Annotated in this window: 11 protein-coding genes; 5 read left to right on the top strand and 6 right to left on the bottom strand. The window is 62.6% G+C overall.

All coding sequences use genetic code 11. The annotated features are described in order from the left end of the window. Positions 1–25: 25 nt before the first annotated feature. The 3 genes from PHO31112_RS21135 to PHO31112_RS21145 form a co-directional block, all read right to left on the bottom strand. Positions 26–835, bottom strand: a complete 810-nt coding sequence (locus PHO31112_RS21135) for a BPSS1780 family membrane protein (protein WP_150622765.1) — start codon at positions 833–835, stop codon at positions 26–28. Between the two features lie 31 nt (positions 836–866). Next, positions 867–1,838 carry a homoserine kinase gene (locus PHO31112_RS21140; RefSeq protein WP_150622767.1) on the bottom strand — a complete coding sequence of 324 codons (972 nt, stop codon included), beginning with the start codon at positions 1,836–1,838 and terminating at the stop codon, positions 867–869. A gap of 128 nt (positions 1,839–1,966) precedes the next feature. Next, positions 1,967–2,338, bottom strand: coding sequence for a hypothetical protein (locus tag PHO31112_RS21145; protein ID WP_246174911.1), 372 nt, complete (start codon positions 2,336–2,338; stop codon positions 1,967–1,969). Positions 2,339–2,701: 363 nt separating this feature from the next. Here PHO31112_RS21145 and PHO31112_RS21150 point away from each other — a divergent pair, with 363 nt between their 5' ends. Beyond that, a complete protein-coding gene (locus PHO31112_RS21150) occupies positions 2,702–3,937 on the top strand; it encodes a YeeE/YedE family protein (RefSeq protein ID WP_150622769.1) in 1,236 nt (411 codons plus the stop codon). Between the two features lie 124 nt (positions 3,938–4,061). Here PHO31112_RS21150 and PHO31112_RS21155 read toward each other — a convergent pair whose 3' ends face one another. Continuing rightward, the gene (locus PHO31112_RS21155; protein WP_150622771.1) at positions 4,062–4,796 is read right to left on the bottom strand and encodes an LOG family protein; all 735 of its coding nucleotides are present in this window, start codon (positions 4,794–4,796) and stop codon (positions 4,062–4,064) included. On the opposite strand from PHO31112_RS21155, the gene polA reads away from it, so the two are divergent. From polA to PHO31112_RS21175, 4 genes are all read left to right on the top strand, one after another. Continuing rightward, a complete protein-coding gene (gene polA / locus PHO31112_RS21160) occupies positions 4,797–7,535 on the top strand; it encodes a DNA polymerase I (protein WP_150622773.1) in 2,739 nt (912 codons plus the stop codon). Between the two features lie 209 nt (positions 7,536–7,744). Then, complete coding sequence (locus tag PHO31112_RS21165) at positions 7,745–9,118, top strand: NAD(P)/FAD-dependent oxidoreductase (RefSeq protein WP_174995824.1); 1,374 nt, start codon at positions 7,745–7,747, stop codon at positions 9,116–9,118. A 230-nt stretch (positions 9,119–9,348) separates the two neighbouring features. Beyond that, positions 9,349–10,224 (top strand): dienelactone hydrolase family protein, encoded by an 876-nt coding sequence (locus PHO31112_RS21170; protein ID WP_150622777.1) that lies wholly within the window; start codon positions 9,349–9,351, stop codon positions 10,222–10,224. A gap of 206 nt (positions 10,225–10,430) precedes the next feature. Next, complete coding sequence (locus PHO31112_RS21175; RefSeq protein WP_246178438.1) at positions 10,431–11,267, top strand: ZIP family metal transporter; 837 nt, start codon at positions 10,431–10,433, stop codon at positions 11,265–11,267. A gap of 116 nt (positions 11,268–11,383) precedes the next feature. Here the strand turns inward: PHO31112_RS21175 and PHO31112_RS21180 are convergent, their stop codons facing one another. Both PHO31112_RS21180 and PHO31112_RS21185 read right to left on the bottom strand, forming a co-directional pair. Continuing rightward, positions 11,384–12,268: a sulfurtransferase gene (locus PHO31112_RS21180; protein ID WP_150622848.1), complete on the bottom strand. Its 885-nt coding sequence runs from the start codon at positions 12,266–12,268 to the stop codon at positions 11,384–11,386. Between the two features lie 157 nt (positions 12,269–12,425). Then, the gene (locus PHO31112_RS21185) at positions 12,426–13,280 is read right to left on the bottom strand and encodes a DMT family transporter (RefSeq protein WP_150622779.1); all 855 of its coding nucleotides are present in this window, start codon (positions 13,278–13,280) and stop codon (positions 12,426–12,428) included. Between the last annotated feature and the right edge of the window lie 191 nt (positions 13,281–13,471).

Below are 13,471 nucleotides of genomic sequence, written 5' to 3' on the forward strand. Positions count from 1 at the left end.
TGTTTTGCCGGTCGCTTGCCTGCGGTTATGCCTCCGGCGGCGCGACGTTCGGATCGATGGCGCCGATTTCCTGTACGCCGAAGCAGCCGCGATAGGTGGCATAGAACGAGCAGTACAGCACTGCCGTGAACAGGATCGAGTACGGCATGAGTATGAGCATTGCGTACTGATGAATGCCCATCGCGGCCATCGTCAGCGCCACGATCAGCGGCAGCACCGTGGCAATGACCGCCGTGCACAGCCCATAGACAAAGAAGGCGCGCAGGTTGCGTACGCAGGCCGTCCAACTGAAGAAGAGCGCCTTGACGGGCGTGACGTCGTGCCATGCCACGAGCACCGGTGCGAACCAGAACATCATCGCCACCGGAACGTAGGCTACCGCCGCCGCCAGCATCGCCTGGCCCATCGAACCGTTCACGAGCGACTCTTCGCTGATGCGGCCGCCGAAGAGCATCTTGTTTAGCAGATCGCCGCCGTCGAAGAGTGCCGAGAACAGGAACACAGCAGCCATCGCCACAATGTAATAGCCGCCGAGGATCAGCAGGCGGCGCGAGACTTCCTTGCCGTGACCGCGAAAGCCGTCGAGCAGCACGTTCGGCAACACCTGCTTGCTCTTGATGATGTCACGGCAGGCGGCCATGAAGCCGACGGACAAGCCAGGGATGAACAGCAGCGGCAGGAACGCGCCCACGACCGGCGGGATCGACAACAGCATCACGCCAAACAAATAGGCGAAGAGCAGCGTCAGAATGGCGAGTGGGTTCTTGCGGAACAGCCAGATACCCTGGCGCAGCCACACATAACCACTCTTCGGCGGGACTTCAAGCAATTGCATAGGGTTCGAATGACTCCGATAGGACGTCAGGTTACAGCCACGGGATGGAAACGGCTTCGATGCGTTCGCGCAGGATTCGTTCGAAATGCCCCGGATCGTGCGGCTTGAGCATTTCGGCCGCGCGCGGCAAGTGAAAATCATACAGGCGCGACACCCAGAAGCGCAGCGCTCCCGCCCGGAGCATATCGCGCCAGTGCGACGCTTCGATGCTCGTGAGCGGGCGCACCGTCTCATAGGCGCGCAGCATGGCATGCACGCGAGTCTCGTCGAGCACGCCGGTCGACAGGTCGCAGCACCAGTCGTTGACCGTCACGGCCAGATCGAACAGCCACTTGTCGCAACCTGCGAAGTAGAAATCGAAGAATCCGCCCAGGCGGGGCGAACCGTCTTCGGCCTTGTCGAACAACACGTTGTCGCGGAACAGGTCGCAGTGGCAGGGGCCGGCCGGCATCTCGAGATAGTCGGTCGACGCGAAAAACGCCTCCTGATGCGCCATCTCGCTTTGCAGCAACGCGCGTTCCGCGTCGCTCAGGAACGGCATGATTTCGGGCGTCGCTTCGCGCCACCACGGCAGGCTGCGCAGGTTGGCCTGCTCGAGGGTGAAGTCGCGCCCAGCCAGGTGCATGCGTGCGAGCATGGCGCCGACGTGCGTGCAGTGTGCCGGCGCGGGCGCCAGTTCGGAGCGTCCCGCCAGCTTGGTGACGATGGTCGCGGGCTTGCCGTTCAACTCGCCCAGAATCTCGCCCGTGCGATCGGGAATCGGATCGGGCACAGGCACGCTGTGATGCGCGAGGTGGCCCATCAGTTGAAGATAGAACGGCAACTGTGTCGCGGTAAGCTTCTCGAACAGCGTCAGCACGAACTCGCCGCGCTCGGTCGTCAGGAAGTAGTTGGTGTTTTCAATGCCGGAGCTGATGCCCCGGAAATCGAGAACATTCCCCAAATCGTAGCGTTGCAGCCATTGCTGGAGCTGCTCGGGCGAGACGGAAGTGAAAACGGCCATGCGTGCGTTGAGTGGAGGTGTCTCAGACAAACGGCCCGTGCACGTGCACCGGGCCGCTGAATCAAGACATACAGGAAGCTGGCGTGCCGCCAGGCGGCACGCGGAGGTGAGTCAGATTACCAGAGATGTCAGAACTTCAGACCGACGGACGGCAAGCGATCGTTTTGCGACGTGTTGTCGCGCGCTCGCGGCGAGTTGTCCGGCGGCGTGGTCAACTGGTAATTAGTGCCGAATCGGGAATGGACATCGATCTCCGTCGGCTTGCCGCGATCACGGTACTCGGTCACGGTCGTGCCTTGGTCGTTGACGTAGTAGCTCGGCTTGCGTTCCTGGTTGACGTCCACCGACGAGGTGCTGGTGGCAGCGGCGCGGGCGTCGGCCTCGCGTTTGGCGGCTTGCGCGGCGGTTTCCTTGCCATCCTGGGCAAATGCATGGCCGGTGAGCAGCAGGCCGGCACCGAACAGCAGGGGCAGGGCACGGGAAAGGCGCGTTTTCATCATTATTCTCCGAGGGCGGGAACGCATCCGCGACGTTGGGGCGAGCCGGGCCGGCGCAGCGGGTTCCAATATGTCCATTCTATCAAACGTCCCCCGCTTCGCATCGTGAAATCGCGTTGAATACGCCGTGGTTCCTCGCCTGCGGGGCGGTGCTGAGCTTCAGACAGCCGTTTCGGGGTGCATGAGCGGGTGCGTGAGAGGGTGTCCGGCCAGTCGGGAGCGCGCGATCGCGGTCTGCTATATTCCTCTGGGTAATAAGCGAATCACGAAACGGTCGTTTTCCTCGCTGCCGCGTTCTGGCATCCTCGGAGACTGTCTTGATGGGTGGCCGCGTGCCGCCCATCTGCATTCTGGAGTCCGCAATTCATGTCGTCTTCCTCTGCTTCCGCCGCTGTCAAAGCGGCCCCGCCTTCGCCGTCCGCATATAACGCCCGGCCGCTCGCCATTGCGCTGGTGCTGATTGCCATCGGCATCGCCTATCTGCAAGCCACCGTGGGCCCGAAGCAGGCCGCGCTGGCCGGCGTTGGCGCGCTGCTCGGTGTGGCACTCTATCACGCGGCGTTCGGCTTTACGTCGGCCTGGCGTGTGTTCATTGCAGATCGTCGCGGTGCGGGTCTACGTGCGCAAATGGTCATGCTCGCCGTCGGCGTCTTGCTGTTCTTCCCCGCGCTGGCCGATGGAACGCTCTTCGGTAACAAGGTCGTCGGACTCGTCTCGCCGGTCGGCGTATCGGTGGCGTTTGGTGCTTTCATTTTCGGCATCGGCATGCAACTCGGCGGCGGCTGCGCGTCGGGCACGCTTTACACGGTGGGGGGCGGCAGCACGCGCATGATCGTCACGCTGGCCGCCTTCATCGTCGGTTCGGTGGTCGCGACGGCACATCTGCCCTGGTGGGAGTCGTTGCCGCATATCAAGCCGGTCTCGCTGGTCAAGGTGTGGGGGCTGTGGCCTGCGCTTATCGCGAACCTCGTGCTGTTCGCTGCGATCGGTGCTTTCACGTTGTGGGCGGAAAAGCGCCGTCATGGCCGGGTCGTCGGCGTGCCGATGACGCGTAGCGCGAAGGGCACGCCCGCGCTCTTGCGTGGTCCGTGGCCACCGCTGTGGGGGGCGTTGGCGCTGGTGCTGCTGAACTACGCGACGCTGGCGCTGGCTGGTCGTCCGTGGGGCGTGACGTCGGCATTCGCTCTCTGGGGCGCCAAGGCCTTCATGGCGCTCGGCGTCGACGTGGCCTCGTGGCCATACTGGGCGAAGCAGGTCAACGTGCTGAATGCCCCGGTCACGCAGGATGTTACGTCCGTGATGGACATCGGCATCATTCTCGGGGCGCTCGCGGCTGCCTCCATCGCCGGCAAGTTCGCTCCCGTGTGGAAGATTCCGGTGCGCTCGCTGATTGCGGCCGTCGTGGGCGGGTTGCTGCTCGGTTACGGCGCGCGTCTGGCGTACGGCTGCAATATCGGGGCGTATTTCAGCGGCATCATTTCGGGCAGCCTGCACGGCTGGCTGTGGCTGGTGGCAGCGTTCTTCGGCAATGTGTTCGGCACACGTCTGCGCCCGCTGTTCGGTCTGGAGGTAGAAACCACCCCGCGCGAAACTGGCTGCTGATCGACACAATGCCTCGGCAGATCTCGTGTCTGCCAGGAAAACGGCGCTCGCGATAACGGAAACCCCCAAGCGTTGGACATGAGTCCAATCCTTGGGGGTTTTTTCATGGTGAAGATTGCCGCGATTACAGGTAGAACATCTTCTCGCTGGTTTCCGACTCGGGCTCGATGCGGCCGTCGTAGAAAGCGAACACGGCCTTGAGGATTTCGTCGGGATCGTCGATGACCTTCACCAGGTCGAGATCCTTCTCGCCGATGAGTCCCATCGGCAGCATCGTCGAGCGTACCCAGTCGAGCAACCCCGTCCAGAACTCCGTGCCCACGAGAATCACGGGGACCTGGCGCGACTTCTGCGTCTGGATGAGGGTGAGGACTTCGGACAGTTCATCGAGCGTACCGAAGCCGCCCGGCATGATCACGAAGGCATCCGAATTCTTCACAAAGGTGACCTTGCGCGTGAAGAAGTGACGAAAGCGCAGCGAGATGTCCTGGTACTGGTTGCCCTTCTGTTCGTGCGGCAATTCGATGTTCAGACCCACGGTCGGCGAGGCGCCGCCATGCGCGCCCTTGTTGGCCGCTTCCATGATGCCGGGGCCGCCGCCGGAGATCACCGCAAACCCGTTATCGGAGAATTTGCGGGCGATGGTCATCGTTAGTTTGTAGAACGGCGATTTCGGTTTGATACGCGCGCTGCCGTAGATGCTCACGGCTGGCCGGATCTCGGACAGGTACTCGGTCGCCTCGATGAACTCTGCCATAATCGTGAACATCTGCCACGATGCGCGCGCCTTTTTTGCGGTAGCGCGCTCATGGTCTGCCAGCATGCGCAGACTCGGTATCTCTTTTCTTCTCTTGGTCATATGTCGGAACAGCAAAGTCTGGAAGGTAAGACGCTCTTATTGGTCGATGGTTCGAGTTATCTTTATCGAGCCTATCACGCCCTGCCGGATTTGCGCGGCCCCAACGGCGAACCCACCGGGGCGCTGCACGGCATCGTCAATATGCTGCGCCGCATGCGTAAAGACGTACATGCAGAGTATAGCGCCTGCGTTTTCGACGCTAAGGGCAAGACATTCCGCGACGATTGGTACCCCGAATACAAGGCGAATCGTCCGTCGATGCCGGAAGATTTGCGCGCGCAGATCGAACCCATTCACGAAGCCGTGCGCGCCATGGGTTGGCCGCTGTTGATGATTGACGGCGTGGAAGCCGATGACGTCATCGGCACGCTCGCGAAGCAAGCGGCCGTGCGAGGCATGCGTGTAGTGGTCTCCACCGGCGACAAGGATCTGGCGCAACTCGTGAACGATCACGTGACGCTCGTGAACACGATGACCAACGAGACGCTCGACGCCGCTGCCGTTGCCGCGAAATTCGGCGTGCCGCCCGAGCGCATCGTCGATTACCTCACCCTGGTGGGCGATACAGTCGACAACGTGCCGGGTGTGGAAAAATGCGGACCGAAAACGGCCGTCAAGTGGCTCACGCAATACGGTGATCTCGACAATCTCGTTGCGAATGCAGCGGAAGTGAAGGGCGCGGTAGGCGAGAATTTGCGACGTGCCCTCGACTGGCTACCCATGGGGCGCAAGCTCGTGACGGTTGCGCTCGACTGCGATCTCGCGCCGCAGGTCACGTCCATTGAAGCCAGCTTGCAGACGCAACCCGAAGACACCGAGACGTTGCGCGATTTCTTTGCGCGTCACGGCTTCAAGACGCTGCTGCGTGAGGCAGAGGCCGCTGCCGCCACGCAGGCAGGCGAGCAGGCCCCGGCGCCCGTGGCCGACACGATCGAGCGTCAGTACGACGCCGTGCTGACGTGGGAACAGTTCGACGCGTGGCTAAAGATCATCGAAGCTGCGGAACTGACGGCGTTCGATACCGAGACGACGTCGCTCGACGCGATGCAGGCGCAGCTCGTAGGTCTCTCGTTCTCGTGCGAGCCGGGGCGTGCGGCTTATATTCCGGTGGCGCACCGCGCACCGGGCGAGGTCGAACAATTGCCGCGTGACGAAGTTCTCGCGCGCCTGAAGCATTGGCTCGAGAGCCCGAACCACAAGAAGGTCGGTCAGAACCTCAAGTACGATTCGCATGTGCTCGAGAACTACGGCATCAAGCTGGGCGGCATCGAGCACGACACGCTGCTCCAGTCATATGTGGTCGAGTCGCATCGCAGCCATGACATGGACAGTCTTGCCTCGCGTCACCTCGGGGTGACGACGATCAAGTATGAGGATGTGTGCGGCAAGGGCGCCAAGCAGATCGGCTTCGATGAAGTCGGTATCGAACAGGCCACGGCATACGCCGCGGAGGATGCCGACATCACGCTGCGTTTGCACCGCGCGCTTTATCCCGATGTGGCGCGTGAGGCCACGTTGGAGTTCGTCTACGGCAGCATCGAAATGCCGACGGCGCGCGTGCTCCAACGCATGGAGCGCAACGGTGTGCTCGTGGATACCGCCCGGCTCGCCGCGCAAAGCGACGAAATCGGCCACAAGTTGATCGCGCTCGAAGCCGAGGCGTATGCATTGGCCGGGCAGCAATTCAACCTGAATTCCCCCAAGCAGATCGGCGACATCTTCTTCACGCAATTGCAATTGCCGGTGGTCAAGAAGACGGCCAGCGGCGCCCCGTCGACCGACGAGGAAGTGCTTCAGAAACTGGCCGAAGATTATCCGCTGCCGAAGGTGTTGCTCGACTACCGTGGCCTCGCCAAGCTCAAGTCGACCTATACCGACAAGCTGCCGAAGATGGTCAATCCGTCGACCGGCCGGGTGCATACGAACTACGCCCAGGCGGTGGCGATCACCGGACGTCTGGCATCGAACGATCCGAATTTGCAGAACATTCCGGTGCGCACGGCCGAGGGACGTCGCATTCGCGAGGCGTTCATCGCCCCGCTGGGCAGTCAACTGGTATCGGCCGATTATTCGCAGATCGAACTGCGCATCATGGCGCATATCTCGGGCGACGATAGCCTGCTGCGTGCGTTCGCCAACGGCGAGGACATCCACCGGGCGACGGCGGCGGAGATCTTTGCCGTCACGCCGCTCGAAGTCTCTTCCGAGCAGCGTCGTTATGCCAAGGTCATCAACTTCGGCCTGATCTACGGCATGAGCGCGTTCGGGCTGGCCGCGAACCTCGGGATCGAACGCGACGCCGCCAAGCAGTACATCGATCGTTATTTCATGCGTTACCCCGGCGTCGCACGTTACATGGACGAGACCCGCAAGAGCGCCAAGGCACGCGGTTACGTCGAGACGGTGTTCGGCCGCCGGCTGTGGCTGCCGGACATCAACGGGGGTAACGGGCCGCGTCGTCAGGCTGCCGAGCGGGCGGCGATCAACGCGCCGATGCAGGGCACTGCCGCCGATCTCATCAAGCTCTCGATGGTCGCCGTACAGCGCTGGCTGGACGACAGAGGGTTGCAGACGCGTCAGATCATGCAGGTCCACGATGAACTAGTGCTGGAAGTGCCCGATCACGAACTGGCGGAAGTTCGCAAGCGTCTTCCGGAACTGATGTGCGGCGTAGCAAAGCTGCGTGTGCCGCTCGTGGCTGAGGTGGGCGTCGGCGAGAATTGGGAGCAGGCGCACTGACGAGGCTGACTGGGTTGGCGCCTAAAGTGCGTGCGCGATACAAGATGCAGCACGCCTTGGCTGCCGCCGCGCTCGGGTTCTCGCAATAAGAGGAATAGAGATGCGGGCATACCCGAAGTCCGCACTCTGCGGTAAGGTAATCGCTATCGCCGGGATGGCAGTGACCGACCGGCTGGACGGTTTTCCAAGCACAGGGAGTTATCGTGAGCGTGCATCGCATCGTTGTGGTCGGCGGCGGCGCCGGCGGTCTGGAGCTTGTCACCCGCTTGGGCGACAAGTACGGGCGTGGCAAGGACGTTCAAATCACGCTGGTCGACCGTTCGCTGTCACACATCTGGAAACCGCTGCTGCATGAGGTTGCCGCCGGTGTCATGGACACCGCGACGCACCAGCTCTCGTACGTTGCGCAGGCCAATTGGCATCACTTCGAGTTCGCTGCGGGCGAGATGATCGGGCTGGATCGCGCTGCCAAGACGATCCGGCTGGCGGCCGTGCCTGCGGCGGCTGACGAAGGGGAGGGCGATCTGCTGCCTGAGCGTACCTTGCCGTACGACACGCTTGTCCTCGCCATGGGCAGCACCACCAACTTCTTCGGTGTGCCTGGGGCCCAGCAAAACACTATTGCACTGGATACGGTCGAGCAGGCCGAGCGCTTCCGGCGTCGCCTGATGGCGGCCTGTGTGCGTGCACAGAATGATTCGGAAACGCCAGCGGCACAGCGTGCCGGCGCGAACGAGGTGCTCGAAGGCACGCGAGGCGGTGAGCGCTTGCCGGCCCCGGGGCGTCGCAAGGTCAACCTCGTCATCGTCGGCGCAGGGGCCACGGGCGTTGAGCTTTCGGCGGAGCTGCGCAATACGGCGGAAGTCCTTCGCTCCTACGGCCTGAAGCTCGATCCGCGAAAAGATGTGGGCATTACCATCATCGAATCGAGTCCGCGCATTCTGAAGGCGCTGCCTGAGCGTGTGTCCGGCGCGGTGGCCGGATTGCTCGGCAAGCTCGACGTCGACATTCTGTGCGGCGATTCGGTCGCCGAGGTGCGCAAGGACGAGGTCACGACCACCGGCGGGAAGGTGTTGCCCGCGGATATCACGGTCTGGTCGGCGGGGATCACGGCGCCGCCGGTGCTCGGTACGTTGGGGCTCGCCGTCAATCGTCTGAATCAGGTTGAGGTCTTGCCGACGTTGCAAAGCAAGACCGATCCGGAAATCTTCGCTTTTGGCGACTGCGCGAGCTGCGAATGGCCGGAACACGGCTTCGTGCCGCCGCGTGCGCAAGCCGCGCATCAGCAGGCGAGCTTTCTGGTCAAGGCCATCGATGCCCGGCTCAAAGGGCAGAGCTTGCCGGCGTTCACCTATCGCGATTTCGGGTCGCTCGTCTCGCTGGGCAAGTTCAGCGCAGTGGGCAATCTGATGGGTGGCCTGATCGGCGGCAGCATGTTCATCGAAGGGCTCTTCGCTCGGGTGATGTACACGTCGCTCTATCGCATGCACGTGGCGGCGCTGCATGGTGTCTGGCGCATGATGCTCGATACCATTGCCAATCGTCTGCGGCGTTCCACCGTACCGCGCGTCAAGTTACATTGACGTTGGCCGCAGGGGGGGCGAGCGTGCCGTCCCTGCCTTGCGCTGGTCTTCTTCTGCCGGACGCGTGCGGTTTCGGATAGATCCGATCATCGGCGCGCCGGTGTCCGAGTGCATACGCGCGCCCTCTCTAGTAATATCCGAACGTCCGGCCCCGGACCGACGATTCCCGTCTTTTCCGTTGGCGGTTTCCCCGGCAATTCCTCTACCGACGCTTTTCTCTGGAGTGCGACATGTCGCAAGCGGATCTGGATAGTCTCGTGCCCGAAGTGGCGCCGCGCAATCGCCGCGATTTTCTGAAGACCGCCGTTGGCTCGGCGTTTGCGCTGGCCGTGCTGCCGGTGGCTGCCGAAACCATCACCACCGACACACATGGGCTCGACGCGGGCGAGGTCATGCTGACCGTGCCGGGCATCAAGATGCCGGTCTACTACGCGAAGCCGGCCGGTAAGACGCATCTGCCGACCGTCGTCGTGGTCTCGGAGATCTTCGGCGTACATCAACATATTGCCGACATTTGCCGCCGGTTCGCCAAACTCGGCTATCTGGCGCTGGCGCCGGAATTGTTCGCGCGCGCGGGCGATCCGCAGTCGCTGGGGACGATTGCCGAGATTCAGTCGCAGATCGTCTCGAAGACGCCGGACAAGCAGGTGCTGAGCGATATCGATGCGACGGTCAAATGGGCGGTGGCCAATGGCGGCGACGAGAAGCGTCTCGGCGTCACCGGTTTCTGTTGGGGCGGTCGCGTGGCATGGCTTTATGACGCCCATAACCCGAACGTGAAGGCGGCGGTGGCCTGGTACGGGCGCATCGTTGGCGACAAGAGTGCCGACTTCCCCGAAAATCCGATCGATATCGCGGGCAAGCTGCACGGGCCGCTGCTCGGTCTGTACGGCGGCAAGGATACGGGTATTTCGGTCGCGAGCGTTGAGCAGGCGCGCGAGGCCCTTGCCAAGGGCAGCGCGGCGTCGAAGGGGTCGGAACTGAAGGTGTTCCCGAATTCGGGGCATGCCTTCTTCGCCGACTACCGGTCGAGCTATGTCGAGACCGACGCGAAGGAGGGCTGGACGCTGGCGTTGGACTGGTTCCGCAAGCATGGTGTGGTCTGAGTTGCGGGTGCTACGGGCGGGACCGTCGGATCTGTTAAGGCATTCGGGCGCATTTGGCGTATCGGGCACGTCGAACGTCTTTGCGCTGTGCGGGCCGACGGTTTGCCTGTAACGGTAAAAGCTGGTTAAATCGCCGGCTTGCCTGCGGGAGAATCACCATCGACACCATTTTCTTATTCATCGTTATCGCCACGCTGGCTTCCGGCGTGCTGAGCCTTGCCGGGGCGGCGTCGCTGTCGCTCGGCCTGCTCTCCAGGCTCATCGACAAGATGGTGAGTTTCTCGGCGGGCGTGCTACTCGGCACGGCGCTGTTGCATCTGCTGCCTGAGAGTCTGGAGTCGCACGTCGACGCGCACGTCATCACGCGCTGGTTGTTGGGTGGGTTGCTTGGGTTCTTCCTGCTGGAGAAGCTCTCGCTCTTGCGCCACAGCCACCATCACGAGGGCGACGGGCATCATCACGAGCATGGGCATGATGCCCACGAGGCAGGCAAGGGCGGTTGGATGATTCTGATTGGCAGCGCGATTCACAACTTTGCCGATGGTGTTGTGATTGCGGCGGCATTTCTGGCCGATCCGCGTCTCGGGATGGCGGCAACGGTGTCGATCACCGTCCACGAGGTGGCGCACAAACTCGGCGACTTCATGGTGTTGCTCAATGCGGGTTTCAAGCGCCGTAAAGCATTGGTGCTGACGCTGGCGTCGAGCCTGACGGCGCTGGCGGGTGGGGTGTTGGGCTACTTCATGCTCGACCGTCTGCAGAGCCTGATCCCGTACTTGCTTGCGCTGGCGGCGAGCAGCTTCATCTACATTGCAGTGTCGGACCTGATGCCGCAGATGCAGCGTCGGACGTCGCCGCGCGACGCGCTGCCTCAGATTCTGCTGATCGCTGTCGGACTGGCGCTGGTGGTGTGGCTCAACGGTCACGATCATGAGCACGAGCACGGACACGATCATAAGGATGGCGGCAGTGCCCTTGCGATGTCCGCATTAGCGTCGGGCGATGGCAGCCGCGTCGCGGCGACGGGCAAGTCGCCGCATTGATGGGATAGCGTGGCGCCCGGCATTTGACGTCGGGCCGCGCGAAGCCAGAAAGAAGGGCGTCCCGAGGGACGCCCTTCGTCATTATCGCTGTAGCTTCAGCGCAGACGCTGCGTGACTTACGGTTGCGCTCCGGTGGCGACCGGACGGCGCTTGTCGGCGCACCACTCGCTCCAGGATCCCGGATAGAGGCTGGCGCCATGAAGCCCGGCGACCTCCATGGCGAGCAGGTTGTGGCAAGCCGTCACGCCTGAGCCGCATTGCGAGATGACCCGCTCTGGTTGGCGATCCTTGCCGATGACTTGCGTGAAAGCTTCGCGAAGCGTGGCGGCGGGCTTGAAACGGCCGTCGGGACCGAGGTTGTCCTTGAAGCATCGATTGACCGCACCGGGAATGTGGCCGCCAATCGGGTCGATGGTTTCGTTCTCGCCGCGATAGCGATCCGGTGCGCGGGCATCGATGACCAGACGTTCATGCGACGTCAAATTGCGCTCGATGGCGGCCGCGTCTGCCGTGGTGGCGAGCGGCTCGCCTGGACTGAAGTCACCGGCCGGCGGTGTTTCGGGCGGGGCGGCGTCGAGCTTGAAGCCGGCGGCTTCCCAGGCTTGCAGGCCACCGTCGAGCACTGCGACGGATTCATGGCCGAGCCAACGCAGTAGCCACCACAGGCGGGCGGCATACATGCCGCCTTGTGCGTCATAGGCGACAGCCTGCTGACCGTTCGACAATCCGCAGTCGGCAAGGAAACGCACGAGGGCGTCGCGCTCGGGCAACGGATGGCGGCCATTTTTGCCCGTTGTCTTTCCGGACAAGTCGCGCTCGAGGTGGGTGTAAAACGCGCCGAAGATATGGCCGTCGACATAGGCGGCTTCGCCTGCCGCCGGGTTGGCGAGATCGAATCGGCAATCGAAGATGACCACCGGGGCGCCGCCGCCGGCGGCGGTTTGCATCAGCGCATCGAGATTTTGCGGACTGATGAGCGTGGTGAAGTGCGTATGAATCATGACGTCTCCGCAGACGGGCGTAGGGGAATCGTTCAGCGGGAACTGACCGAGCCGCTTGCCGGACGGATGGCGCGCATCGCCCTTGAGGGCGCTGTCGGCGGCCGGGAACGTTGCCGAGAATGCCACGGCGCTCTGGTGTAGCGCCTGGCAGCTGCAATCAGGCGGGCGCCGACGGCCGTCGCAATGCGGTCATGCCGCTTGCCACAATCAGCAGCATGCCGATCCAGCCGGCCAGTGCGGGCCAATCGTCCCAGACAAGCATGCTGATCAGTGTAGCGAAGATTACGCCGGAATATTGCAGATTCGCAGTAACAAGGGTGTTGCCCAGACTGAAAGCCCGGGTGAGTGCCGTTTGCGCGATGAGTGCTGCAAGGCCGATACCCAGCATCAGCGCGGTGCCGCGCCATGTCAGCGCGTGCATGCCTTCGACGGCAACCCAACCGAGGCCCAGCAGCACGCCACCGAGCGAGAAATAGAAGACGATGCGCCAGTCGGGTTCACCTGCCGCCCCAAGCTCTTTGACCTGCATGTACGCCACGGCTGAGAACACACCCGAGACAACACCAGCGACGCCGCCGCCCCACGCCTGACTATCGATGGTTGGTTGAAGCAATAGCGCCACACCGACGAACCCCGCAAAGATCGCGGCGACCAGACGGAAGTCGGTACGCAGGCTGCCGCGCATCGCAGCGGTTGCCATGACGATCAGCGAAATCCAGATCGGCGACATGTAATTGAGCGTCATCGCCGTGGATAGCGGCAATTGTGTGAGCGAATAGAACCAAAGGCCGAGTGAGATGACACCTGCGGTGCTGCGTTTGACGTGGGCGCCAAGGTGGCGAGTCCGGAGCGTCTGGCCTCGCATGCCGGTAATTGCCAGCAAAACGATGACACCGATAAGACTGCGGTAGAGAACGATTTCGCCGGTGTTGTATTCGTTTGCTGCCAGTTTGATGAAGAGCCCCATCAACGTGAACATGAAGGCGGAGACCAACATCCAGAGCGATTGCATGGCGAATTGTGGCCGATTGACGGCGAAAAGGCGCGTTTTGTGCTGAACGCGGGTGACGCGCGCGGCATAGATTGTTGCCGCGGGGTCATAGTTGAAGCATCGCGACGATTCTAACGAAAACGGCGGGCCTATGGCCCGCCGTTCGGCGAAAGTTCGGCAAATATTTAATTCAGTCTCGCCAGCACCACATC

It is taken from the genome of Pandoraea horticolens (assembly GCF_902459555.1).
GTDB lineage: Bacteria > Pseudomonadota > Gammaproteobacteria > Burkholderiales > Burkholderiaceae > Pandoraea > Pandoraea horticolens.

Excerpts from the sequence above, each read along its gene's own strand:
- PHO31112_RS21140 (WP_150622767.1), bottom strand. The coding sequence starts at position 1,838 with ATGGCCGTTTTCACTTCCGTCTCGCCCGAGCAGCTCCAGCAATGGCTG.
- PHO31112_RS21145 (WP_246174911.1), bottom strand. The coding sequence starts at position 2,338 with ATGATGAAAACGCGCCTTTCCCGTGCCCTGCCCCTGCTGTTCGGTGCC.
- PHO31112_RS21155 (WP_150622771.1), bottom strand. The coding sequence starts at position 4,796 with ATGACCAAGAGAAGAAAAGAGATACCGAGTCTGCGCATGCTGGCAGAC.
- PHO31112_RS21170 (WP_150622777.1), top strand. The coding sequence starts at position 9,349 with ATGTCGCAAGCGGATCTGGATAGTCTCGTGCCCGAAGTGGCGCCGCGC.
- polA (WP_150622773.1), top strand. The coding sequence starts at position 4,797 with ATGTCGGAACAGCAAAGTCTGGAAGGTAAGACGCTCTTATTGGTCGAT.
- PHO31112_RS21135 (WP_150622765.1), bottom strand. The coding sequence starts at position 835 with ATGCAATTGCTTGAAGTCCCGCCGAAGAGTGGTTATGTGTGGCTGCGC.
- PHO31112_RS21180 (WP_150622848.1), bottom strand. The coding sequence starts at position 12,268 with ATGATTCATACGCACTTCACCACGCTCATCAGTCCGCAAAATCTCGAT.
- PHO31112_RS21150 (WP_150622769.1), top strand. The coding sequence starts at position 2,702 with ATGTCGTCTTCCTCTGCTTCCGCCGCTGTCAAAGCGGCCCCGCCTTCG.
- PHO31112_RS21185 (WP_150622779.1), bottom strand. The coding sequence starts at position 13,280 with ATGCAATCGCTCTGGATGTTGGTCTCCGCCTTCATGTTCACGTTGATG.